At 51.1% G+C, this 22,585-nt stretch carries 22 protein-coding genes; 7 read left to right on the top strand and 15 right to left on the bottom strand.

Annotated features, from left to right (window positions below; genetic code table 11):
• Positions 1–110 precede the first annotated feature (110 nt).
• Positions 111–623, bottom strand: a complete 513-nt coding sequence (locus tag EPA93_RS08995) for an Lrp/AsnC family transcriptional regulator (RefSeq protein WP_129886732.1) — start codon at positions 621–623, stop codon at positions 111–113.
• A 96-nt stretch (positions 624–719) separates the two neighbouring features.
• Here EPA93_RS08995 and EPA93_RS08990 point away from each other — a divergent pair, with 96 nt between their 5' ends.
• On the top strand, positions 720–1,613 hold the full coding sequence (locus tag EPA93_RS08990) for an EamA family transporter (protein ID WP_129886731.1): 894 nt from the start codon (positions 720–722) through the stop codon (positions 1,611–1,613).
• Positions 1,614–1,639: 26 nt separating this feature from the next.
• The gene (locus EPA93_RS08985) at positions 1,640–2,605 is read left to right on the top strand and encodes an LLM class F420-dependent oxidoreductase (RefSeq protein ID WP_242527358.1); all 966 of its coding nucleotides are present in this window, start codon (positions 1,640–1,642) and stop codon (positions 2,603–2,605) included.
• Positions 2,606–2,703: 98 nt separating this feature from the next.
• Here the strand turns inward: EPA93_RS08985 and EPA93_RS08980 are convergent, their stop codons facing one another.
• The 5 genes from EPA93_RS08980 to EPA93_RS08960 all read right to left on the bottom strand — a co-directional run bounded on the left by EPA93_RS08980 (position 2,704) and on the right by EPA93_RS08960 (position 6,884).
• Positions 2,704–3,060: a VOC family protein gene (locus EPA93_RS08980; protein ID WP_129886730.1), complete on the bottom strand. Its 357-nt coding sequence runs from the start codon at positions 3,058–3,060 to the stop codon at positions 2,704–2,706.
• A 266-nt stretch (positions 3,061–3,326) separates the two neighbouring features.
• Positions 3,327–4,391, bottom strand: coding sequence for a serine hydrolase domain-containing protein (locus EPA93_RS08975; RefSeq protein ID WP_129886729.1), 1,065 nt, complete (start codon positions 4,389–4,391; stop codon positions 3,327–3,329).
• A gap of 206 nt (positions 4,392–4,597) precedes the next feature.
• The gene (locus tag EPA93_RS08970; RefSeq protein WP_129886728.1) at positions 4,598–5,155 is read right to left on the bottom strand and encodes a hypothetical protein; all 558 of its coding nucleotides are present in this window, start codon (positions 5,153–5,155) and stop codon (positions 4,598–4,600) included.
• Between the two features lie 5 nt (positions 5,156–5,160).
• The gene (locus EPA93_RS08965; protein ID WP_129886727.1) at positions 5,161–5,901 is read right to left on the bottom strand and encodes a TetR/AcrR family transcriptional regulator; all 741 of its coding nucleotides are present in this window, start codon (positions 5,899–5,901) and stop codon (positions 5,161–5,163) included.
• A gap of 197 nt (positions 5,902–6,098) precedes the next feature.
• Positions 6,099–6,884: a class I SAM-dependent methyltransferase gene (locus EPA93_RS08960; RefSeq protein WP_129886726.1), complete on the bottom strand. Its 786-nt coding sequence runs from the start codon at positions 6,882–6,884 to the stop codon at positions 6,099–6,101.
• A 1,007-nt stretch (positions 6,885–7,891) separates the two neighbouring features.
• Here EPA93_RS08960 and EPA93_RS08955 point away from each other — a divergent pair.
• Positions 7,892–8,629, top strand: a complete 738-nt coding sequence (locus tag EPA93_RS08955) for a hypothetical protein (RefSeq protein ID WP_129886725.1) — start codon at positions 7,892–7,894, stop codon at positions 8,627–8,629.
• A 62-nt stretch (positions 8,630–8,691) separates the two neighbouring features.
• Here EPA93_RS08955 and EPA93_RS08950 read toward each other — a convergent pair whose 3' ends face one another.
• Entirely contained in the window at positions 8,692–8,877 is a 186-nt protein-coding gene (locus tag EPA93_RS08950) for a hypothetical protein (RefSeq protein WP_129886724.1), read from the bottom strand.
• 161 nt (positions 8,878–9,038) lie between these two features.
• Between EPA93_RS08950 and EPA93_RS08945 the strand changes: the two genes are divergently transcribed.
• Complete coding sequence (locus EPA93_RS08945) at positions 9,039–10,331, top strand: MFS transporter (RefSeq protein ID WP_129886723.1); 1,293 nt, start codon at positions 9,039–9,041, stop codon at positions 10,329–10,331.
• 140 nt (positions 10,332–10,471) lie between these two features.
• Here EPA93_RS08945 and EPA93_RS08940 read toward each other — a convergent pair whose 3' ends face one another.
• Positions 10,472–11,461 carry a serine hydrolase domain-containing protein gene (locus tag EPA93_RS08940; RefSeq protein ID WP_129886722.1) on the bottom strand — a complete coding sequence of 330 codons (990 nt, stop codon included), beginning with the start codon at positions 11,459–11,461 and terminating at the stop codon, positions 10,472–10,474.
• A gap of 488 nt (positions 11,462–11,949) precedes the next feature.
• On the opposite strand from EPA93_RS08940, the gene EPA93_RS08935 reads away from it, so the two are divergent.
• Entirely contained in the window at positions 11,950–12,834 is an 885-nt protein-coding gene (locus EPA93_RS08935; protein ID WP_129886721.1) for a phosphotransferase family protein, read from the top strand.
• A gap of 123 nt (positions 12,835–12,957) precedes the next feature.
• Here EPA93_RS08935 and EPA93_RS08930 read toward each other — a convergent pair whose 3' ends face one another.
• The 5 genes from EPA93_RS08930 to EPA93_RS08910 form a co-directional block, all read right to left on the bottom strand.
• A complete protein-coding gene (locus EPA93_RS08930) occupies positions 12,958–14,049 on the bottom strand; it encodes a DUF3224 domain-containing protein (protein WP_129886720.1) in 1,092 nt (363 codons plus the stop codon).
• A 128-nt stretch (positions 14,050–14,177) separates the two neighbouring features.
• Positions 14,178–14,690, bottom strand: a complete 513-nt coding sequence (locus EPA93_RS08925) for a MarR family winged helix-turn-helix transcriptional regulator (RefSeq protein ID WP_129886719.1) — start codon at positions 14,688–14,690, stop codon at positions 14,178–14,180.
• Between the two features lie 621 nt (positions 14,691–15,311).
• Positions 15,312–15,746 carry a hypothetical protein gene (locus EPA93_RS08920; protein ID WP_129886718.1) on the bottom strand — a complete coding sequence of 145 codons (435 nt, stop codon included), beginning with the start codon at positions 15,744–15,746 and terminating at the stop codon, positions 15,312–15,314.
• Positions 15,747–15,850: 104 nt separating this feature from the next.
• Positions 15,851–16,327: a hypothetical protein gene (locus EPA93_RS08915; protein ID WP_129886717.1), complete on the bottom strand. Its 477-nt coding sequence runs from the start codon at positions 16,325–16,327 to the stop codon at positions 15,851–15,853.
• Between the two features lie 57 nt (positions 16,328–16,384).
• Positions 16,385–17,158 (bottom strand): FadR/GntR family transcriptional regulator, encoded by a 774-nt coding sequence (locus EPA93_RS08910; protein ID WP_207229484.1) that lies wholly within the window; start codon positions 17,156–17,158, stop codon positions 16,385–16,387.
• Between the two features lie 325 nt (positions 17,159–17,483).
• On the opposite strand from EPA93_RS08910, the gene EPA93_RS08905 reads away from it, so the two are divergent.
• Positions 17,484–18,980, top strand: a complete 1,497-nt coding sequence (locus EPA93_RS08905) for an aldehyde dehydrogenase family protein (RefSeq protein WP_129886716.1) — start codon at positions 17,484–17,486, stop codon at positions 18,978–18,980.
• A 30-nt stretch (positions 18,981–19,010) separates the two neighbouring features.
• The gene (locus tag EPA93_RS08900) at positions 19,011–19,775 is read left to right on the top strand and encodes an SDR family NAD(P)-dependent oxidoreductase (protein WP_129886715.1); all 765 of its coding nucleotides are present in this window, start codon (positions 19,011–19,013) and stop codon (positions 19,773–19,775) included.
• A 263-nt stretch (positions 19,776–20,038) separates the two neighbouring features.
• On the opposite strand, the gene EPA93_RS08895 is transcribed toward EPA93_RS08900, so the two are convergent.
• Together EPA93_RS08895 and EPA93_RS08890 are read right to left on the bottom strand one after the other, a co-directional pair.
• Complete coding sequence (locus EPA93_RS08895; RefSeq protein WP_129886714.1) at positions 20,039–21,340, bottom strand: winged helix-turn-helix domain-containing protein; 1,302 nt, start codon at positions 21,338–21,340, stop codon at positions 20,039–20,041.
• A 225-nt stretch (positions 21,341–21,565) separates the two neighbouring features.
• Positions 21,566–22,423: an LLM class flavin-dependent oxidoreductase gene (locus EPA93_RS08890; protein ID WP_165422970.1), complete on the bottom strand. Its 858-nt coding sequence runs from the start codon at positions 22,421–22,423 to the stop codon at positions 21,566–21,568.
• Positions 22,424–22,585: the final 162 nt, after the last annotated feature.

The following is a 22,585-nucleotide window of genomic DNA, read 5'->3' as shown; positions in this document are numbered from 1 at the left end:
CTTGTGGCAACGTCCTTCCGCATGCTATAAGCTTCACTAGCTAAACGCTGATAGAGCGTTACGCAAAAGATAGAAGGCTGGTCGGCCCTCGCCGGCCATATTTTTGCTATCTATTCCTCGCCAGAAGAGTTTTCAGGCAAAGGTAGTGGGCGAAGAGGAACCGGTGAAGACTGAATAATCGTGGTTGTGGTTGTGCCATATAGGAGAAAACAGTCAAGAATACGGTCAAGCTGCTCAATGGCCGGGATATATACCTTGAGAACGAAGCAATCTTCGCCAGTGACGCGATGGCATTCTACGACCTCGGGAATCTGCCGGGCCAGCTCTGCAATCTTAGGCAATTGCCCGGGATTTGGTCGAATGCGCACATAAGCAGCTATCGGTAGCCCGAGCGCGGCAGGATTCAGTTCCAGCCGATAGCCGCGAATCACGCCGGCTTCTTCCAGACGATGGACACGCTCCGTTACGGCCGGGGACGACATGCCAATCCGGCGCCCCAGCTCGGACATAGTTAAGCGCGGATCGCGCTGCAACTCTTCAAGCACGCGTCTATTGATCGGGTCAATTTCCTTGTGGATCGACGTATAAGTAAATAGCCGATTTTCCCTTAAATCTTGAGCCATGGTCGGTTTATCTCCTTAAAGTTGGCATGTATTTTCGCGATTTTCTCTTGTATCATTGTATCATACGTGAGCATGAAATCTGTGTAAGGGGAAAAGATGTTTCAGACAAGAAAAACTGGTATGGTGGCCAGAATTCCACCACATGTATTCTTTCTGGTAAGCGCAGTCTTTCACTATCTTGGTCCCGCGTGTGCGGTCCTTCTTTTCTCTAGTATTTCAGTTCTAGGTGTGGCCTGGTTTCGCATCGCCAGCGCTGCCTTGATCTTTGCACTCTGGCGGCATCCCTGGCGCACCCTGCTAAACATGCCCTGGGCCAAGAGGCGTATCCTACTGGCGCTGGGTATCGTTCTAGCTCTGATGAATGTCTGTTTCTACCTGGCTATTGCGCACCTCCCTTTAGGAACGGTTGGAGCCATCGAATTTCTGGGTCCGATCACTCTTGCCGCGCTAGGTGCGCGTACGCCTCGCAACATTGTCGCATTGGTGCTCGCCGCCGCGGGCGGCTGGCTACTGACTGATGTACGCTTTGCCGGACAACCTCTCGATTTCGTATTTGCTTTTGCCAATTGTGCCTTCTTTATGCTCTATGTAATCCTTGGTCACCGGATCGCTCAGGATGGAGAGTTCAACGGGATTGATCGCCTGGGAGCTTCAATGCTTATCGCGCTCATTACTATTACTCCCCTTGGCTTCACAGGAGCGCTGCCAGCTATGACTCAGCCGCTCCTCATTCTTGCCGGTATAGGGGTGGGTATTTGTTCATCGGTCATTCCATATGTGGGCGATCAGCTCGCCATGGCGCGCTTGCCGCGCGCAACCTTTGCCCTCTTCCTCTCACTCCTGCCAGCTTCCGCCGCCCTTATCGGAGTTCTGGTCTTACATCAGATCCCCAGTACATTAGAAATTATTGGCATACTCCTCGTTGCGGGAGGGATCGCGCTGCATAAAGAGGTCGAGACAGCACCCGACAACCATAAGAAAAATCTGTGAAAAACTGTAAGGAGGATAAAAGTTCTATGCGCTCTCCACTCAAGAGCAAAATGCAGTTTGGTTTGCTTGTTCCCCAGGGCTGGACTATGGAGCTTGCCCACATCAAAGAGCCGATGGAAGCCGGCGAAACAATGATCAGGGTCACGCAAACAGCCGAGGAGCTAGGTTTTGCTTCCGCCTGGCTGGTTGACCATTTTCATACGACACCCACTCCTTCCCAGGAAGTTACCTTTGAATGCTGGACAAGCATAGCCGCTCTAGCCCGTGAGACCAGAAGCATACGCATCGGCCAGATGGTCACTTGCAATAACTATCGCCATCCAGCCCTGCTAGCTAAAATGGCAAGTACCGTGGATGTGCTCTCACATGGCCGCCTCAACTTTGGCATCGGGGCCGGCTGGTACGAACACGAATTCCGGGCCTATGGCTATGCTTATCCCGAAGCCCCGGAACGTCTACAGCAGCTGCGTGAGGCTGTGCAGATCATTCTGGCTATGTGGACACAAGAAGAGGCTCACTTTGCAGGGAAATATTATCAAATTAACGGAGCTATCAACCAACCAAAAGGCGTGCAGAAGCCCCATATTCCCCTGCTGATCGGCGGCGACGGCGAGAAGGTCACGCTCAAGCTTGTAGCCAGATATGCCGATGCCTGCAACATCGGTAACGATCCCGCTAGTGTGCGGCAAAAGCTGACGGTGCTCAAGGCGCATTGTGAGGCCCTGGGTCGGGATTATGAGAGTATCCGGCGTACGACAAGCACGCTCTGTCTGCTGGCTGAGAGCGATGAACAGGCCCTGGCCCAACTTCCAGCCGCACTCAAAGCGCGCCTCGGCGACAGGCTCAATACAGCCTTGATCGGCAGTCCGGCTACGCTTCGTCGTCGCCTGGAGGCCTATGCGGAGGCAGGTGTGCAAGAGTTGCTACTGCGTTTTGTCGCAGGCACTGATCTTGAGACCTTGCGCCGCTTTGCCCGGGAGTTCATAGCTTAAAATAGCAGTTGAAGAGAGAGGAAAGGCGCGTGATACAGGACGCCTTTCCTCCTTGCTAGCTTTGGCCGCAGCCGAGAGTTGCCAGGATGAAAGCCGAGCTACTGTTGAGCTAGTTGCAACAGATAAAGCTTGTTGCCAGCCGGATCGGCAATCGTCAGTGTACGTCCGAAGGGCATATCGGCGATGCCTTCGACAATAGGTACCTCTCGCGCCTGCAGCTGCGCCAGGCTGGCCTCGACATCATCGACAAACCACCACAGCTCAGTGCTCGACTTTGGCTCAGCAGGCCCTTCGGCCGAAAGTGCATAGGAGGCGCCCTGACCGTTAGGCTGCTTAAACTGAACGAAATCTGGCATCTGAAGCTCAACCTCAAAACCCAGCTTCTCGGTATAGAAGGGCAGCACTGCGGCAATGGAGGGAACATGCGCCAACACAAAATTCAAACCTTTAAACATCTTTTCTGGCTCCTTTTTTTATTGCTTCATTCGCATCTCTGTTTGATGCTCCCAGTATGCCAGAAGCTAGTGACAACAGTATGGCAACAGCGCACGTCACTTTTTCCAGGCCAATGTTTTCTCTTCTACAAAGATCAGGAAAGTCAGGTTCAACAAGGGAAATGCAGCAGAGTAATGCGCACCAATCTATTATTGTCGGGTGATGAACAAGCTAAAATGGCTACATCGCCAATATAGAATCTTGGGGAGAGCTGCGCACCGTGCTTTCAGCTATCCTCCAGTTCGTGCTTGCCGTAGGTAGTACGGGAGAGGAGCTTCAAAACTGCCATCCCAAGTTGATCAATCTCTGGCTCGCTCGTCAATCCATAGTTGGATAGGATCACGACTCCGCGCCCACCTTCTTTGACAAATCCCATGAAAGAGCTATAACCTCCTGTCCCTCCATTGTGCCAATAGATCCGAGCTGGTTTCTGGCCTGTTGCACTCACGTGCCAGCCCAATGCGACGCCAAGCAACTGGCTTTGCGGAACAGGTTTCTCGACCTGGATCTTCAGGCAAAGATCCAGTGCCGGTTGTAATGGAGTGGAAAACTGACCAAGATGGGCTGCCAAAAACCGAAGCATATCTCGCGCTGTAGACCGAAGAGCGCCCGCTCCAGCCATCGTTGCAAAATCCCAATTCAGCGTGAGCTTACCCCTGGCAGTATGAGGTGCGGCAAGCCGTTGCTGTTGCTCGGCGGTGAGGGTGAAATGAGTATCGGACAGACCAAGGGGAGCACATATCCTGTCGATCACTGCCTGCTCGTATGAGGTCCCGAGCTTTTGCCCAAGGGCTTGTCCTAACACGCCAAACCCCAGATTGGAATAGAGATAGGAGGGCGGCTTCTGAGGCTCTGGAGGGGCTTTGTACTTGGAAAGGTAGGCATACAAACGTGCTGGAGAATAGTTAGCGTAGGGGTTGCGCGGCTTCCAGCCGGCAAACCTGAAAAAGTTTGCAGGCAGGCGTGGCAAGCCTGAGGTGTGAGTAACAAGCCGCAGCAGTGTCATCTCTTCAGGGAGATTGGGAAACATTGGCAAGAGCGCACGCACAGGTGTATCGAGAGAAACCAATCCCTCTTCAACCATATTCGCCAGAAGGAGAGCCGTAAAGACCTTCGTGATTGAACCAATCTCAAAGAGCGTTTCCCCTTCAGGAATCGCTGGAGACGCCTTGTTGACCTTGCCATAGCCGAAGACAGCCGTCTGCTTCCCAGCAATGATGCCCACAACGATTCCAATATGAGCATATTTGGTAAGTAATGGGTAGATAAGTGAGTCAATGGCTTCTTTCATGCTTTGTGCTTTCTAAATGAACGTATTCTTCATTTTGTTCTAATATCAACCGTATTGTTCGCCTCCTGTTTATCAGATCATAACACACAAAAAGCCTCCTCAACCAGCTTCTACCAACTTGCATTCTAAGAGATATTTCTAAAGTGAGGAAGGAAGAGGCCAGCCAGAGCTATTCGGCTGGCCACAGCCGCTACATTTGAAGTTCTTTATCGAGAAGTCTCAGCTTTGTCCTGAAGCAGAGCTTCGCGCACCAGCTGCAGCATTATGCAACGCGTCGCATAGCTCGCCGGACCTACCAGCAACCAGTAGCACGAGAACTGTCGTTTTGTCTTCGGATCAAGACAGTAGACGCGCGTCTCCGTTCTGACTATAGCCTGTTTCTTGCCACTGGGATGCAGAGAAAAATTCCAGGCCAGCTTAGCATATCCTGGCTCATGAAACTGTAAAAAAGCTTCTGCTGACATCCTGGGCGGCCGCTCGATTCGTAGGGGTGGTAAAGGAGCGCGCCAGAGGGTGCCAATAACCATCTCGTCACCAGGCCTTTCTTCAAGCAAGCTGAAACCATTGTGGAGAAAGCCTTGAAGGGTCAATCTGGTATGAGGAACGCGTACCAGCCCGCCCATTGTAAAGAGGGCAGTGAGCACTTTCGATCTTGTGAAATCAAGCTCTTTGATGGCCGTATAGATCTGTTTAGCCTCGCCATTTATCATGAGCGTATTCACCTCATGAAAGTGATAAGCGGGAAGATAGGTATCAAGAAGCATGCTCTTTATCCCTTCTGTTCTGAACTCTTTTGTGACATAACCAGGCGCTCCTCTATTCTTTCCTGACACAAATCGCGTAAGCGCATAAAAAATTGCTTAACTTCAGGTACTATCCTCTCTCGCAATTCTCCAGGAGATGGCAGGATGCTGGGCTCAAACACGTCACGTATCAGCTGGGCCAGCGCTTCAGCCTTTTCCTCTACCGACAACTGCTCTTCGCCGGCGAGAAAAGGATCGGCAAGCGTAGAACCGGTCATGATCATGCCATATGTATAGGCTTGCAAGGAGAGGTCCCTATCAGTTCTCACCAATCCATGGCCGCGCAGCCAGAGAAGTAGTTCCTTTGGCGAAACAAGTTGCTGGCTGCTCACGTCAGGCTTGAGGGCAAGCTCTTCCAATAATGTGCTATCGCCGCTGAAGAAGGCGCGGGCAAGTGGACGCCTCCCAAGCAGGATTTGCAAGGTATAGTGTTGGCGATGCAATAATACCTCGTTGGGATCGGCCTCGATCACTTCCAGCAGCTCGTTCCAGATAGAGAGCAGTTCCCGTAACAACACAGCTTCGAAGATGGCTTTTTTAGATTTCCAATACTCGTAGAGCGTGCCAGCGCTCAAGCCTGCCTGGCTGGCAATATCTCCCACTGTGACCCGCTTATATCCCCACTTCATAAGCAGATCAGCAGCAACATCGAGAATGCGATTGGCCTGAACTGGAAGTTGAAATGGAGTCAATGAATTCTTTTTCAACTTTAGCACTTACCTTCCTTTAGGGAATCCGAATTTCCGAATAATTCTTTCAGATATTCGGATTCTAGTCCTCAATCTTGCCTACGTCAAGGGTAAATTGTCCAATTTACTGTTTTACCTTGTTCATCTGCCCCGTAGAAGGGGTATCCACTTCAATAGAAAAAGCGCAGGTGAGTTATTTACCCGCTATTCATCAGCTATGGCTTGCGCGCCACTATTAGGAAGCTATGGAAAGCTACATCAAGCGGCCCCTCATGCTCGATAAGATCGCGGACCGCGAGAAGCCTTTCGAAGTAGCGCTCAACTGAGAAGCCAGGTATCTCCCAGGGGATGGCTTTGAGATAATAGACGATAGCACCAACATCGTAGAAGCGCGTTGTGAAAGTATCCTCTCGCTGTTCCAGGATGTGCCAACCAGCCTCTTGCATCTCGCGTACAGCATATGACAAATTCCAGGCTGGCCGTCCAGAAGCGTTGTTCTGCGCTGGCGGGTCCAACACTTCATGCAAACGACGATTGGTCTGATCACCGACCTGCTGCGTGATGAAAAGCTTACCAGATTTGAGCACGCGCTTTACTTCGTGGGCTGCGAAGTCCCCATGCCTATTGAGAATCAAATCGAGCTGCTCGTCGGCAAAAGGCAACCGAGCATCGTTTACCGCAGAGACGCTCACTCCTAGCGGTTCCAGGCGCTGACGGGCAAGCTCTATATTGGGCTGATAGCCTTCAGTAGCATACACTTCGGCGACAGGCTGCTGTGCGAGAAGCCGAGCCAGTTGCTCTCCGCCGCCTGTATGCATATCGAGCAGCGCTTGAGCCTGGCGCATAGCTGTAAGGGCTATTGCTGTGTAGTCCCAGGCGAGCTTATGCTGGAGCTCCTCGCGCCGGCCTTTGAGGTAGGAAAAATCCCAGCCACTGAAGGGCTGATTGTACTCATGCAGAAGGTACTCAAAGAAGGCATGATCGTCTTGAAAATGTGTCATCTGTTTTCCTCTTCTTTCGATAAGCCATAAAAAAGCCGTGGGGATGCGCTTACAGCTTGCGTTTATCAGCTTTCTTTAAGAGAGGGGAAACAGCAAACACAAAGGCCGTGAGCGCGATGTTTTGTCTGCCCACGGCCAGGTATGTTCTGCTTTTTCTCGCCTGATTCAACTCAGCCAATGCCAGAAAAAGGGCATAATACGACCCTGGGCAAAGTGCTGGTTAAACAGTGCGGTAACACCTTGCTTGCCTGCTCTTTTCACAGGCTCCTCATACATCCGGGTCATAGTATTGCAATGCCTTTTCTGTTACTTGATTTGGCTCTACTTCAGTATCTTCAAGCCATATAGAGAGATCAGCTAAAAGCAGTCTAAGTAAGGGTACCGTACAGCATCGGCATTGTCAAGCTAACCGCCTGCTTGGCCAGAGCTTTTTAACGTATTGTGTCCTATTTGAACTTCTTTACAGAGGCAAATGGTAGTACTCATAGTTGGGACCAAATGGTAGTAATTGTACTATTTTATTGACTTAATCCTTTTTAAATGTAAATATTGCTATAAGCCTGATATGCTATGCAAGCTCAGAACCTGCCTTGAATAACCTGTTGTAAAAAAGTGGAACGAACCCGGTGTGATTGTGCTAGCAAGGTAACTATAGGCTGAGGAAAGGGCCTTGCATGGAAAGGCAAAAAAAGTATGTTTGGAGATTGAAATTGAAGACAAAGAAGCCTCAATCGCCAGGTGCTGACTCTGATGATGTGACGCAGACATTCTCAAGCACCTCATCAACTCCAGGTACCCGTCATCCTTTTTCCAGGATAAAGCGTCATCCCAGAATTCTTACGACGATGGCTGTTGCCCTTGTGATGTTGGTGGCAGTTACGTCTATGGTGTCCAGGTCTACCAATGCAAGCGCCCACCCTACATCTACTCTAGTGAATACAGCTCACGGCCCTTGTAGTAGTGCGAGTGCATGTGGCTTCCCCAATGCTAGAAATACTGGCATACCGATGGGTACAAAGCTTACTCCATACACGGGTAGCTCTGAGATCCGTCAGGATGGAACCGTGCTTGATAGGGTAGATATCAACGGGGGGTTAGATATCTATGCCAATAATGTCACCATCAAGAATAGTCGCATTACATCTGCGGACTGGTGGGGCGTTCTCTTGCGCGAGAATTATAGTAATCTCAAAATTCTGCATTGTACCTTTATTGGGCAACAAACAAGCGGAAAAGGGGAATATGCAGTCACGAACTTCGGCTATGGTTATGTGGAGGTGGCAAATAGCAATTTCACCTCCTGGCAGGATGCCATTGATCTAGGCGCTGGGTATGTTCATGATAATTATGTCCATGATGTAGCCTCTGTGGCCAATGCGCATACAAATGCGTTCATGTCCGAGGGTGGCAGCCCTCAGGGCTTACGCGTTATTCATAATACGCTGCTCAATTTTGACGAGCAGACAGCTTCGGGCGCGCTCTCCTTATTCCCCGACTCCGATTCAATTTCGAATGTTACGGTGGAGGATAACTGGCTGGCGGGAGGAAGCTATACCTTGTATGGAGGAGAGAGAGGGGGAAGTACCACTTCCAAGAACGTGAAGATCTTGAACAACGTTTTCTCTCCCGAACATTATCCCCAGGTTGGCTATTATGGCCCGGTGACCGATTTTTATATGGGTGGACCGGAAAACGTCTTTGAGGGGAATGTGTTTGCCAATGGACGACCTGTTGTATACTCCTGATACATGGCCTGACTTCAGAATGCTTGTTGGAAATTGATCTCTTGAAGGGACAAATTGCGCTGCTAGCAGTTTTGTTCCTTCAGCGCGATTACAGTGTCTAAGGCTTTATTCCTCACGCCAGCCGGGCGCATGATGGCTACAGGCTGCCTGGCAAAAAGTTGGGTCAATCGCCCTCCACCGCCCGTATGCATATCCAACAGCGAATGAGCCTGGCACATGGCTGTCAGAGCCATTGCTGTATAGTCCAACAAAGTATACCTCTCGTGACAAGAGATCGTAGCCATCAGGCCTGACTAAAGCAATTTGCAGGCGGCCAAGCTCTTCTCTTCGTGCGACGAATTAAAGAGTCTGGATTTTCATATGCTATAATTTATTCCAAAAGAAGCCTTAATGGCTTCTTTTTCCCTTCATGAAAAACCAGAATCAGTTTTATTGCCAGAGGTCTAAAATAGATCAAAATAAATCTAAACTGATGAAACCATTGACCCGGAGAAAACTATCTATGCTGTCCCGTTATCTAGTTCAATTGCGCTTGAGTCTCTCTACACTTCATAGAGCGTTCTGGATTTTGTGGGGAGGAACTTTAATCAATCGTATGGGCATGGTAGTTCTGCCCTTCCTCTCGATCTATCTTATTTCCGTACGCCACCTGCAGCCAAGCCTGGTTGGACTAATTGTAGCCCTTCCTGGCATCGGTGGCATTCTAGCCTCGCTCCTCATGAGTATTCTTTCTGATCATGTACCACGTAAATATCTATTTGCCTTCTGCTTAGCCATTTCCGGCGTATTTATTTTGACGCTTCCCTTTCTCGTCTCTCTGCTATGGCTGGCAATAATGGTACTCTGCTGGAGTATTGCCAGCGAGGCGCAGCGCCCGCTAGCCGGTATGTTGGTGATGGATCTCGTGCAGGAGGACCAGAGGCGGCAGGCTATCTCGCTCTTACGCACAGCTATCAATGTTGGCGGAACCTTCAGTTCTGCTATTGGTGGGGTTCTGGCCTCGATCGCCTTCTTTCCACTCTTCCTTGCCGATGCCGGCACTACTCTGCTCTTCGCTCTGCTCATCTTGATCTTTCTCCCGCGTGGCTCTAAGCAAACAATGCCTGAGAAAGTACCAGGCATGCATCTAAAACAAATTCTGGCCCCTCTGCGCAACGGAGCCTTCGGAAGGTTCTGGCTCGCGGGTTTATGCGCAACCACTGTTTTTAGCCAGCAATTCACTACGTTTGCCGTCTACCTCACGCGCCAGGGAGGAAGCCCATTGCTCTATGGCAGCTTGATGGCGCTTAGCTGTATCCTCATAGCGATACTGGAATTTCCCTTATCAACAGCCTTATTCCGCGTGCCAGCAGGAGGAATGATCGCGACAGGTTGCCTGGCCCTTGCAGTTGCGGCAGGCTTATGCAGCTTGATCACGGCCCCGCTATGGCTCGTGTTCCCTGTTCTGGCCTTTACGCTTGGCGAAATGGTCTTCGCGCCGACCTATGATACGCTTGGCGCAGAGATGGCCCCAGCCCACCAGCGAGGCACATATATGGGTCTGCTCTGGGTTGCCACGGGCCTGGGTTTTGCTATCGGGCCTGCCCTGGGCGGCGCACTGCTCCAATGCTCCCCATTACTATGCTGGGGAGTAATGGGAAGCATTGGTCTGCTAGCTGCCGCGTTAGCCTGGACGACGCCAGAGAAAAGGCCAGCGCAGTAATGACGGCTTGCGTTAGCTTTTCCTCTAGATATCCACTGAGCTCCTGAGCCTGGGATACCTGTCAAGTAATGAGAAAGATGGATCGGTATATAGAGAAAATACGTGTATATGAACTATGAGAATTACCACAAATGATAATCTTACCCATCGATAAGTGGGTCAAGCGCATCGAGTATTACATCCAGGCTCATATGATCAGAATTAAAGAGCAGAACGATGCTCACTTTTTGCGCTGGATATTGTTTGATGCGTGCGAGAAAACCGGCTGTTGCTCCGCCATGCATTCTGAAGTGAGGACCCAGAAACCATCCATAGCCATAATGCAGAGGAGGGTTCACCTGCCCATAAGGCGTAAACATCAATTTCAGGGTTTGTGGAGAAACAAGCGGACAGTCAAACATTGCATCGCACCATTTCTTGAGATCCTGCACGGTTGAATAGAGCTCACCAGGCGCTTCCTCAAATAGACTCAATCTATCGTTATCGGCGTTGCTTAACTCGCCATTCTTAACCGTATGGCCATAGGCGCGACCGGGGTTAATCCTGCGGGGAAGATCGTGGCCTGTGTCCGTCATAGAGAGAGGCGTGAGAACGTAGCGCTTCATCAATTCGCCAAATGCTAAACCTGTCACTTTCTCCATCAGATAGCCCATTAAAATATAGCCGGTACTGCTGTAGTGCCATCCTTCGCCGGGACGAAACAATTGCGGCAGTTTTAGCAGATAGTTGAGGAGCTCACCCTTCTCGTTTTTGAGCTTATGCATTTCAAAGTGCAAGTTGGAAATGTCATAAATCTCTTCTAAACCGGAAGTATGGGATAAGAGGTGATGCAGTGTAATCTTTTCATCGAGCGCGGCCAATGCCGGCAAATAGGTTGCAGGCCTTTCCTGAAGTTCAAGCAGCCCTTGCTCATAGAGAATAAGGGCTGCCATGGCAATAAACATTTTTGACATAGAGGCTATATGAAATTTTGTTTGGAGAACATTTGGTACCTTCAGCTGCCGGCTGGCATACCCGTATGCTTTCTCAAATATTACTTCTCCACCTTGAGAAATCAATACAGACCCACTCAAGTCATGCTCTTGCGCTAACGATGCAAAGACCGATGTTAACTCTTTCTGGCTCACCATGGTAATTTTTCTCCTGATTCTCTCATACATACAGCAATAAAATGAAAAGATAGCTCATCTTTACAATTGCTCTTGTCGTCCCACTTGAAACGGGAAGCGAGGTATTTCTTCAGGAGTATATACCCTGCTATATGACACTTTCCGTCATAATTTCGCTCAATCTTGCTTTCTTGTCCAAAAATTCTATTTGGGAATGCTAATCACAAGCGATGGAGGCTTAACTAACGGCTGCTGAGTTAGCCAGGTCCCAGATTAATGACTTATTGCCAGATTTGATAAAATTACACCTTAGACTTAATAAATCAGGTTGTAAAACTTATAATAGCGAGCATCTCGAAAGGGATAATCTCTGACTTAATTGAACACTTTTTGGCTACCGTAAGCATATATCTGAACAGATTGGATATCTTGTGAATCATCAGCAGGAACAGTTTCAGCGCACACATACTACAAGCACCAGCACTCTTGAGAGGATCGTGCGAAAAGCCATGGGCACTCGTTTTGAGCAGCTTACTCCTATCAACAAAGGACAATCGAACGAGGTCTATGAGATAGACCTCAAGAAGGGATCGTATATCCTTCGCATTGCCAAAGGGGTTGGCTATGATATATTTGCCGTTGAACGATGGGCCATGCAGGAAGTAAGCCGCCGCGGAGTTCCTGTGGCTAACATTCTGGCACAGGGTTCGGAGGTTGAGGGGGATGAAGCGATCTACTATCAGATTCAAGAGAAATTGACAGGCGAACCGCTGGATAGCCTGCTGGCCCAAGGAAAGGTGGGGCGAGAGCGAGCAACAAGACTAACTGGGCAGGCCGGCGAACTTCTGGCTGCTATTCATTCAGTGTCGGCATGCGGATGGGGAAGAATTACTACACCACATTACGCTACATATGACTCTTTTGAAGAGTGGCTGCTCGCCCTGCAAGAAGACGCCGAAAAGTTCGACACGGCCCTCGCTACATTCAAAACGCTTGGGGCTCCTCGCTTTGACGAGGTGTGGCAGGAACTACGATATCTTGGAGCTTTTGCCATCCGTCAACCTGTATTATTGCATTATGACCTCACGCCAGATCATATCTTTGTGGATAATGACGATAGCATTACCGGTATTATCGATTGGGGAGCCGTTCATAGTGGTGATCCCGTACGAGATTTCGTTCGCTGGAACTATTGGGATAACTACGAATTCTCAATAAACTGGCTGGCCGCCGCCTACGGTCAATCACTCGCCACAAGTAAAGGTTTTGCAGAACGTTTGAAACTGGCAAGAATAATTGATGCATTACTTTTGCTGGAAAGCTCTACCTATAAAATCCCAGACGTTGCCGACGCCCAACATGCCGCGCTGGTTATCAGAGACACCATCAAATGAGATATAGGCAAAAAGGATTCACTAGCAGCCAGTGAGGTTTTTAAGGATGGATAAAGCTCTACTTGTTCCATCGTGGCTTTCTCCCCGCTCCATTTTTCTTCAGAGCAGGGAGGAAGGAAGAGATTACGATGCAAACCAGTAGGTGGTTGTGTTGCTGGCGTGATGTTCCTGAGCAGTGAACTCACCGTGTCCACGCAGGCTAGTCAGTTCGCCCGTCCCAGAGCCTGGCACCACCTCCCAGTTGCCATGCACCATACCCGCGCTATCTGTCGAACCAGTGGCCGTAAGCGTAAACGAGCCAGTTAGACCATCGAGCGTCCCCTTAATACGCTCAACGCCAGTGAAGGTGGCGCTGCCATCTATACTCACAACACGCACATGATCCGCCCAGCCCATCCCAACGAGTCCCCCCGTAAACTTCTCAAGCAAACGAGTCTCGATCAAGGAGAGTCCGCTCTCATCTCTCTCGGCAATGGACTTGACCTGATAATCCATCACTTCGATCTCGCTTGCAATGGGTCCGTACTGCCTGGTCTCCGGTAAACGACCGAAGTAGTTGTTGAGGGCGTGCAATCCACGCCAGGCTTTTGGCAGCCCGAATTCAGCCAAGAAGCGGAACACGGCACGAAGATCCTGGCGACTGACCCCCGATTGCAATGCCAGGTCAACATGGGCCAGGAAAGAGGCATCGAGGGTCTGGTAGAGCACGTCAACAGCTAGCCAGATGAGAGTCCGCTCTCGGCGGCTCAATCTTCCTCGGCCAAAGACGCGATGAGCATGGGATGCCACATACGCAGCAAATGTCTCATCAAGCTGACGCAGGTCGTCAAGAACGCCGGTGGGATAACCGGGAGCAAGCGCCACATCCGCTTCGGGGCGCGGCGATTCTAGGGGCTCCTTTATGCCCATCTGCCTGGCAATCTCAATTAAGCGTTCAAAGGCCATGGCGCAGGCGGTATAGCCAGCGTAGGGACCTAGGTGGCGCAACACTTCCCGAAAGTCTTCTAGAGTGAGGCCCTGCTTCATCCCCATTCCAACATGCAGTTCGAAAGGAAGACCAAGATGAGGGTGGCATACATCAGCAACCAGGCAGAGGAAGGTCTTCTCCCTCATCGTCAGTTCCTCGATACTCCAGATGGAACGTCCAGCTTCGATGCCCATCTGGCCGAAGACAGGATCAAGCGCCATTACACGCTCTTCGGACGCCAGTTTCATAGAATATCTCCTTTTTGTGCGTTCTGATGGAGAGAACAGTGAAGGCTAGCCCTTCGCTCTTCTCCAACCGTGCCATAACAAATTGATCAACAGATTACTAAGCCTCCTTACTATTCCTCGAAAATTTTTTAGAGGTCCTGCAAGGCACTCAGATTCTGGCTGATCTTGGTGAGTAAACGAACCAGATCTTGCTTCTCCTGCGAGTCGAGTGCTTGCATGAGGTTTTGAATGCGCTGGAAGTGCAAAGGCAACGCTTGCTCAAGTCGCCTGTGTCCAGTTTCTGTCAGATGAAGCAGTGCCACGCGCCCATCTTGTGGACAAGCCTCGCGGGTAAGCCACCCATCCCGCACCAGGCCAGCAACCAGATCCGTGATCGTCGCACGGGTCACCCCCACACGCTCCGCCAGTTGGGAAGGGGAGAGTGGGGTTGGAGCGGCAAGGAGGAATTGGAGTAGCACACTGATCTTGCCATCGGAGAGACCAAAGCAGGCAAGCTGTTTCTGTTGTGCAGCAAACACATCGCTAGCCACGCGCAGGAACAGGAGGTAAGTTTCGATGGAGGAAGATTGGATAGCAGCGTGAGGTCCCAGAACTTGCTCCACCGCTTGATGGTTGGGCAAATTGTGTAGCGTAAATTCCATAACATCCCTCTCTTCTTTATTAGTAAGGCGGCTTAGTATCTATTTATATAATAAGGCTCCTTACCATGGATTGTCAAGAGGGAAGCCAGGGATGAAACAAGGACACGGGACGGCTTTTTCTCTCCTGCCTATGACCGCATTGCGCAGCTTGCCATTGCTCCGTAGCAGTGTCACAGGACTCTTGATAGCTATTCCGCAAAAATCAACATGGAAGCATAGAGAAGCAAAGGAGCCGGGATCTACGGGCATCCTTTGCCATCACGACTCTCCTTGCAGCTATGCTACTGGATATACCCCTCCAATGACAATGATTGGCTCGGAAAATAGGAAAAATCTCCTTACAGAGAGCTGTGGTGGGCATCGGTCAACGTCATTGCCAGGATTTGTAAACCATCCGTGGCGAGGTTTCACAGGCAAACAGGATTCTCTAGTCGTCAATTCGCTTTACACGAGAGGCTGCGTTGCTTAACTACTGTTCTATATGCATCATCTACCAGTCAGAGCATAGAACAAGGGCACATATCAGAACTAAGCGAGCAATGACTTAGAAAGTCGGCAATCGAACCTTGAAGACACATATCTGGGCATTTGTAAACGTATGAGAAGCAGCAGCGCTCAAAATCACGGCGTCACTGCCTTGAGTACATCTGCCTGTCCATGGACGCTCGCTTGTTCCTTCAGCCATTGCTCAAGTGCATGGCTATCCTTGTACGCCCTGCTGTTTCCCTGATCGGTAATAATAATGCTCCCCTGATACACACGCACTTCAGTCCCGATCCCCGATTCGTTGCTGGGGTTGTGAATCAGGAAGCCGCGATAGCCCAGGTTGTCTACTGAAGGAACGGCCGACAATGTAGGAAGCTTCTGTAAACGCTTTACTAGCTCGCTTCTCTCCTGTGTAGTGAGCATCCAGGTAGGATTTGGTTGCCCACTGTATATATCCAGTTCAACAGTTACTGACTGGGATATGCTGGTCGGCTGCTGATTATCTGCTGAGCCGCATGCTACACAGAAGACTAAGATGATTAGTATGAGAGCTATACTTTTGGGTGGCATGGCTTCCCCTTAATACTGTCTTCCCTTGCAAATAGGCCTTTTCCAGAATTAGTGCTCACTTACTAATAATAATGCCTTGAAGTGGCTTTTTGTTTCATCTTTCTTTAAGAACGTGGCTTTCTCTCCTCTGGCATCTTAAAGACGGGTGGATGAAGAGAATGGACACGTTGCACGACGGCTTGCAAGATCTTGCGTAGGAGCGTTTCCACTGAACGAATATGACCATCACAGTAGCGCTCATAGCGAGTATGAAGAAACAGAATGTCTAGCAAATCCTGTGTTGTATATTGGGCTAAAGTGCCATTCTTCTCCAGATCGCGGCAAATAATATCAGCCCATTTCCAGGCTTCAGGGCTGTCATCGCCGTGGCGTTCATAGGCCCCATCAACATATGAAACGAGTTCAAGAAAATCGCTGCACTGTTCGGGCCCCTGCTGGTCAGCGACATAGTGGCCGAAAGCATAGGCCGGAGGTCCCCAGGGAAGAGGGTCATCAAGCAACTTCTCAGCCAGTTCTAGCGGCCAGTGTTCAATCTGCGTGCATGTAGATAGGTAGACTTCATCAGGTTGTTCTTCCTTCAAGCCCTTGCCCCTCTCTTCTTATCAAAATATGGCAATATAGCAATCCAGCGGTAATATTTAGCCCAGGAAGCCCCGCAAGAGATTAGCCGTTGCCTGCACATGCTCTTCCATCGCCGCCCGCGCCCTCTTTGGATCTCTGGAAGAGATGGCTTTGACGATCTTTTCATGCTGCTGATCTGAGTGACGCAGCGAGGCTTCGAGAATAGGAAAGGAGGCCAGCAAATCGTTGAGCTTCATATGCACATCGGTGACCGCGCCAACGAGCGAACGCGAGGCGCTCAATTCGGCAATAGCAAGGTGGAAGCGCGAATCTGCCTGTCGATACTCTGAGCGTGGAAGCGCGCGCATTGCTTCGACCAGCGTGTGCAGCCAGACACTATCAGATGGCTTGATGCGTTGGGCCGCCAGTTCGGCCGTGGCCAGCTCGATAGCCCAGCGAAAATCAAGCACATCAAGAAGGCGATCACCCATCTGATGTATCATGCGCCGCACATCTGCCTCTGAACCTTCGGACGGCCGATAGATGACGAAAGTACCGCCTCCTCGCCCACGGTGGGCTTCAAGATAGCCGGCCTGCTCCAGAGCACGAATGGCTTCACGCAAGGTAGCCCGGCTGATTTGAAAACGGGTCACAAGCTCACGCTCAGGAGGCAGGCGCGTACCTGACGCTACAACTCCAAGCTTGATGGCCTGAGCCAGGCGCTCAATGGTCTCTTCAAAAGCATTGACCGAACGTACCGGTCCAAAAATCAAATCATAGGGGACTGCCGCTCTTTCTCTTTCCCTACCTTCAGGCCGCTCCTTGGACAAAAATTCTAGTTGTTTATTCACACTCTTTCCTTATACTATCGCCACAACACTAAACGCATGCTACTCTGGGGATATGAACAGGATCACAATCAGCTCCGGCAAGTGAAGATACGCGTCATTAATGCATTTTCCGCTCACAATGGCTGCTCATTTACTGACGGCAATACATGCATGGCAGTTCCGGGCCCTCTTATTATACCATTCTGAGTCCGCTTGAAACCATGCTCCATAACTCTTGACACCATCGGGCTAGATATGCTTAACTTCCTTTTAAAGGACTGACCATTATACCTTTTGTTGCGATAGCTTCATCGCATCATGCTCTTATTTTATTAAGGAAGATGTTATGCAGACGACAGAGCAAATGATCGATATTTCTATGTTTGAGTTCCCGCTGGCTCCAGCGATGATCATCGCTGGTCAAGAAACAATGGCCAGCAACGAACAAACCTTCCCCGTCTATGAACCCGCAACCAATCGCCTGCTGGCCAATGTTCCCAGAGGGACAATTGAGGATGTAGAGCGAGCCGTGGCCAGTGCTTTAAGCGCCTACGAAAGCCCGGAATGGCAGCAAATGAGCGCCAATAAGCGTGGTCGCTTGCTCAATGCGCTGGCCGCCCTCGTGAGACGCGATCTGCAACGTCTTGCCATCCTGGAGATGCTCCAGACGGGCAAGACCTGGGTCCAGGCCTCGGGAGACGTAGAGGATTGTGCTGAGGTGCTAGAATATTTCGCCGGCTGGACTACAAAAATTTATGGGCAAAGCAGTGCAGCCTTTAACCAGCATCTTGGCTACACTCTGCGCGAGTCAGTGGGGCCGTGCGCGTTGATTGTGCCCTGGAACTACCCGATTGCTATCGCCTCCTGGAAGATTGCTCCGGCCCTGGCGGCTGGCAATACAGCTGTCCTCAAACCTGCTTCCACCACGCCCTTAAGCGCTATCGAGCTGGCCAGATTAGCGCTAGAGGCCGGCTTTCCTGCCGGTGTGCTTAATGTAATTACCGGACCGGGCGCTCAGATCGGGCTTCACCTGGCCAGGCATCCAGCCATTCAGCGCGTCTCTTTTACCGGCGAGACAAGCACGGGTCGCATTCTGATGGAAACTGGCGCTGCCAATATGCAACGCCTTTCCCTTGAGCTGGGAGGGAAGGCGCCCAATATCGTGATGGATGCTGCCAATCTGGATGAAGCTGTGGAAGGCTGCGTAGGAGCGATTTTCCGCAACCAGGGCGAGAATTGCTGTGCCGGGGCGCGTTTGCTGGTGCAGGAAGGTATCTATGCAGAGTTTATGCAGCGCTATCTAGAAAGGGTGAAGCAGATTAAAGTAGGGCCGGGCTGGGATTTGCGCAGCGAGATGGGGCCGCTTATCTCAAAGGCTCATTTGGCTTCGGTACAGGCCTATATCCAGAAAGGCTTGACCGAGGGCGCAACCTTGCTTTATGGCGGGAAGGTACCGGAGGAGCTGGCCGAAACCGGTGGCAACTGGCTGCAGCCAACGATCTTGACTGACGTACAGAACAGTATGTGCGTGGCTCAAGAGGAAATCTTTGGGCCGGTAGTGACCGTGCAAAAATTTGCTAGCGAGGCTGAGGCGATTGCACTGGCCAACGATGTCATGTATGGCCTGGCCGCCGGGCTCTGGACGACGGATGCACAGCAGGCTTTACGCATGACCAGGCAGATCAAAGCTGGAATCGTGTGGGTGAATACCTATAACAAGGTGTATTGTGAAATGCCATTTGGGGGCTACAAACAAAGTGGGATCGGCCGCACTCATGGCGCACGGGCTATCGAGTTTTTCACGGAAGAGAAGACGGTTATCTTAAAGGCGGCAAATCTTTAAAAGTTAGAGCAGATCAAGGAGCAATCAGCAATGAGGTTAGCCAATAAAGTGGCGATAATCACCGGCTCAGCCAGCGGCATGGGCCAGGTCGCGGCTGAGCTATTTGCGCAAGAAGGAGCCTGCGTGGTCGTCACGGATACCAATGCGCAGGCCGGGGAAGCGGTCACCGATGCAATCCGGCAAGCCGGCGGGTCGGCTATCTTTGCCAGGGCTAATGTGGCTAGCGAGGCCGATGTAAAAACTCTTGTGCAAACCGCTGTCGATACGTATGGTCATATAGACGTTCTTTATAACAATGCAGGCATCATGCCTCCTGAAGACCGTAGCGTAACTGAGACGAGCGAGGATACCTGGGAACGCGTGCTTGACATAAATCTTAAAAGCGCCTATCTCTGCACGCGATATGTTATCCCCCATATGCTTGAGCATAAGCAGGGCTCGATTATCAATGTTGCCTCGTTTGTGGCCTTTATCGGCTGCTCGGTACCCCAGGATGCTTATACAGCCTCAAAGGGGGGAATGCTCTCGTTAACCAAATCGCTGGCAGTCCAGTACGGCCGTTATGGCATTCGCTGCAATGCCATCTGCCCCGGACCCATCGAGACGCCACTCCTGCGCCGGCTATGGACGAGCGAGGAAGCGCGCAATCTACGCTTGAACCGTATCCCGCTGGGTCGCTTTGGAGAAGCCAGGGATATTGCTTACATGGCTCTCTATCTCGCCTCCGACGAATCGTCATGGACTACTGGGGCCTGGCTACAGGTTGATGGCGGCGTCACTTCACATTATTTTTAGCTTGCTTCTCCAGGTAATCAAGCCTGCTTTAGCGTAGGGTGCGGCCCGCCTCTACAGGTTCGCACCCTTCTCGCCCCTCGAAGCTTTTCAGGCATGACCACACATAGAGGCCTCTCAAGCTGAACAAACACTATCTGGCTCGCATCAGCGCAAAAATGTGGGAAAGCGAGCAAACGCTGCACGAAATAAGAGAGTTTGCCTAACTCACACCATTTCGATCAACATCAAGCGCCGTAAGGGCAGAGCAGCAAAAGTTTGAGCTTTTATGGAGCTGAGACCTGGCCCTCAGCCTGCTTTGGAGAAGGTGGGAAAGCTGAACATGCGCAGACGCGTTGGCGCAATAGCGGCTCGCGAATCGCCGTTGCATCAAGTTTGCTCGCGCCGAGAAATGTAATGAAGCGTGCAAAGCCCCGGGCCAAAGCTGCTGCAAAGGCCTCATCGTGTCCTGTAGCCTCATCCTCCAACCACAAACCCAGGATAATAAATGTATTGGTCGCTCGATCGAGCTTGCTGTCGAAACGGGCCACGAGACGATCGCCCCAGAGAACGGGCAAGGTGTAGTAGCCGAACTTGCGCTGCTGCTCAGGCTTGTAAACCTCCCACACGTACTCGAAGCCGAACACCACTTTGGCGCGTCCACGTGCACAGACATGATCAAGCGGCGCGAGGAAGACAGCCTCTTCAGTCGTGCTCGTTCCTAGCGGCGTCCAGTCCTCCGGCACCCGCCCCGCACACAATTCGTGCAGCACTGCAGCATCGCTCCCAAGAGCGTAGTGTACTGCCTTCCAGCCCTCAACCTTCACCTCGATGAGCTCGCCATCTGCCAGCATCGCCCCGAGTAGATCCTTCGCGACGCTATCCGGCTGGCCGTATCCACGAAATGATTCGGCACCACGGCTCGGCCGCGCCAGGCCAGAGAAGCTGATATCTTTCTTGATTAAGAAGCGATCGGCCTCGACCTCATCGCTTTCGTTGATGAGATGCGCCGGGGCAACAGTTTCCGTGAGAGCATACACCCGCTCGAAGTTCTTGCGGTGATGTGTCATCACTTCACCAATGCGCCACAAATAATATAGGGCCAGCGCACTATCCTTGCGGCCGCGATAATGCTGCGTTCGTGTGCGCTTCGCCATCTCGAAATCGCGGTTGCTGACGGTGCCACGTTCGCGCAGGATAGCCCGCATTTCGTCGATCGCCACGGCGTGCTCGCGCCCCAGGCGGCAAATGCGCGAGTCGCCATAAACACCATCGCGCTCGCGGCGCATGACCACGCGCCAGTGCGGCAGCTCATCCATCGGCCTGACTGCCAGCCAGCCACCCCAGTCAAAGAACTTGCGCTGCTGATAGGCTAGCTCCTCCCACATGTCCGGTGCGTAATCGAGGACGCGGCTATGCAGCTTAATATCCTGGCTGCGCGCGATGATGCGCAACGGGTCGAGTTGCAGATACTCCATGCTACGTATGGCCTGCTCGGTTCCTTCGCGGCCGCGCCAGCGTCGCCCGGGCCACAGGCCCTGCTTGCCAAGGATGAAGCGCCGGGCCGTATCGATATCGATGGTGAGCATGATAACCTCTCTCTATTTCTCAACTACAAATATTGATCTCGTCCCGATCTCGGTAATCGGGATAGAAATTCCTGCTTTGCGCTCTTCATGCCTTCCCTGGTTTTAAGCAGGAAAGATCACGATCTGCTCTCCACAGGCCTTATGAGACGTAGAGGGATTCTTTTTCGGCCAGGCAAAACCGGAAAGCCATAGGAATAAAAGAAAATGGGCATGACCTGCTATTTGTTATGCTCCTTGCAGTTTTGGCGGCCCCTGCTTGATCGCCTCACGTATGGTCGCAATCTCGTCTTCAGGCTCAACCCGTTGGAGCGCCCAGGTAGCTCCAGCTTCTTGAACAGCTAGCAGCGTTGCCCGAGCCTTTTCGTTCCTGACAGCCTCAAACACTGGCCCACCTACTACAATATCAAAAGGCGCCCCAGGCGCTCGCCTCTCTTCCATATATGCTTTAAGCTGACGAATATCGCCAGGTCCCAGCTCACCAAATTCATTATCCACGAACCTTTGCGGGCTGGCTCCTTCAAAACGCATAGCCCGTTCCATAGGCTTTTTCTTAGGCCATAACCACCCAATCCAGATCGGTACCCCTGATGTCCGCATGGCAGTCGGCAGGAAGGTTATCTCTTTAACCTGATGACGCTCGCCTGTATAGCTGAATGGCTTTCCACTCCACAGGCCCTGGAGAACATCAAGGCTTTCATCAAGTATTTTGGCTCGCTTTTTTACTTCCATCTCTTCACCAAAAGCGCCAAACCCCTTGTCCTCATTGGTTCCTAATCCAACTCCCAGAATAAGCCTTCCATTCGAGAGGCGATCTAACGTGACGATCTCACGAGCCAGTTTAGCTGGACGCCTTCGTGCCGGCACGGCTACCTGCAATCCGATTTTGATCCGCTCTGTTTTCATGGCGACTGCAGTCAGAGCTATCCAGGCATCTGCCACTGGTTTATTTTCTGCAAGATAGTGAAGCGTGTCCCAGAGAAATATTCCATCCCATCCTGCATCTTCAGCGGTTCGCGCAAGATCCGCTAGCGCGCGGGCATCGCTAAATGCTCCAATATTAGGAATATCCAGGCCATAGTACATGTAATTAATCCTCTCGTTCATGCTACCGTTTGTATTGAAAGCATCCAGGCTTTATTTCCTTTTTTATGCGATTATTCTTTATATCATTGAGTAGCTGTAACGTTCTTTCTACATGATATTTACTCAGTCTATTCCTCGTGCTTCAGCTTCGCTAACATTGTA

The organism is Ktedonosporobacter rubrisoli (assembly GCF_004208415.1).
Lineage (GTDB): Bacteria > Chloroflexota > Ktedonobacteria > Ktedonobacterales > Ktedonobacteraceae > Ktedonosporobacter > Ktedonosporobacter rubrisoli.
This window is presented reverse-complemented; position numbering and strand designations above follow the sequence as displayed.

Excerpts from the sequence above, each read along its gene's own strand:
- EPA93_RS08920 (WP_129886718.1), bottom strand. The coding sequence starts at position 15,746 with ATGCCACCCAAAAGTATAGCTCTCATACTAATCATCTTAGTCTTCTGT.
- EPA93_RS08980 (WP_129886730.1), bottom strand. The coding sequence starts at position 3,060 with ATGTTTAAAGGTTTGAATTTTGTGTTGGCGCATGTTCCCTCCATTGCC.
- EPA93_RS08955 (WP_129886725.1), top strand. The coding sequence starts at position 7,892 with ATGGGTACAAAGCTTACTCCATACACGGGTAGCTCTGAGATCCGTCAG.
- EPA93_RS08945 (WP_129886723.1), top strand. The coding sequence starts at position 9,039 with ATGAAAAACCAGAATCAGTTTTATTGCCAGAGGTCTAAAATAGATCAA.
- EPA93_RS08960 (WP_129886726.1), bottom strand. The coding sequence starts at position 6,884 with ATGACACATTTTCAAGACGATCATGCCTTCTTTGAGTACCTTCTGCAT.
- EPA93_RS08890 (WP_165422970.1), bottom strand. The coding sequence starts at position 22,423 with ATGTACTATGGCCTGGATATTCCTAATATTGGAGCATTTAGCGATGCC.
- EPA93_RS08935 (WP_129886721.1), top strand. The coding sequence starts at position 11,950 with ATGGGCACTCGTTTTGAGCAGCTTACTCCTATCAACAAAGGACAATCG.
- EPA93_RS08940 (WP_129886722.1), bottom strand. The coding sequence starts at position 11,461 with ATGGTGAGCCAGAAAGAGTTAACATCGGTCTTTGCATCGTTAGCGCAA.
- EPA93_RS08990 (WP_129886731.1), top strand. The coding sequence starts at position 720 with ATGTTTCAGACAAGAAAAACTGGTATGGTGGCCAGAATTCCACCACAT.
- EPA93_RS08970 (WP_129886728.1), bottom strand. The coding sequence starts at position 5,155 with ATGCTTCTTGATACCTATCTTCCCGCTTATCACTTTCATGAGGTGAAT.
- EPA93_RS08930 (WP_129886720.1), bottom strand. The coding sequence starts at position 14,049 with ATGAAACTGGCGTCCGAAGAGCGTGTAATGGCGCTTGATCCTGTCTTC.
- EPA93_RS08985 (WP_242527358.1), top strand. The coding sequence starts at position 1,640 with ATGCGCTCTCCACTCAAGAGCAAAATGCAGTTTGGTTTGCTTGTTCCC.
- EPA93_RS08905 (WP_129886716.1), top strand. The coding sequence starts at position 17,484 with ATGCAGACGACAGAGCAAATGATCGATATTTCTATGTTTGAGTTCCCG.
- EPA93_RS08895 (WP_129886714.1), bottom strand. The coding sequence starts at position 21,340 with ATGCTCACCATCGATATCGATACGGCCCGGCGCTTCATCCTTGGCAAG.
- EPA93_RS08900 (WP_129886715.1), top strand. The coding sequence starts at position 19,011 with ATGAGGTTAGCCAATAAAGTGGCGATAATCACCGGCTCAGCCAGCGGC.
- EPA93_RS08975 (WP_129886729.1), bottom strand. The coding sequence starts at position 4,391 with ATGAAAGAAGCCATTGACTCACTTATCTACCCATTACTTACCAAATAT.
- EPA93_RS08995 (WP_129886732.1), bottom strand. The coding sequence starts at position 623 with ATGGCTCAAGATTTAAGGGAAAATCGGCTATTTACTTATACGTCGATC.
- EPA93_RS08925 (WP_129886719.1), bottom strand. The coding sequence starts at position 14,690 with ATGGAATTTACGCTACACAATTTGCCCAACCATCAAGCGGTGGAGCAA.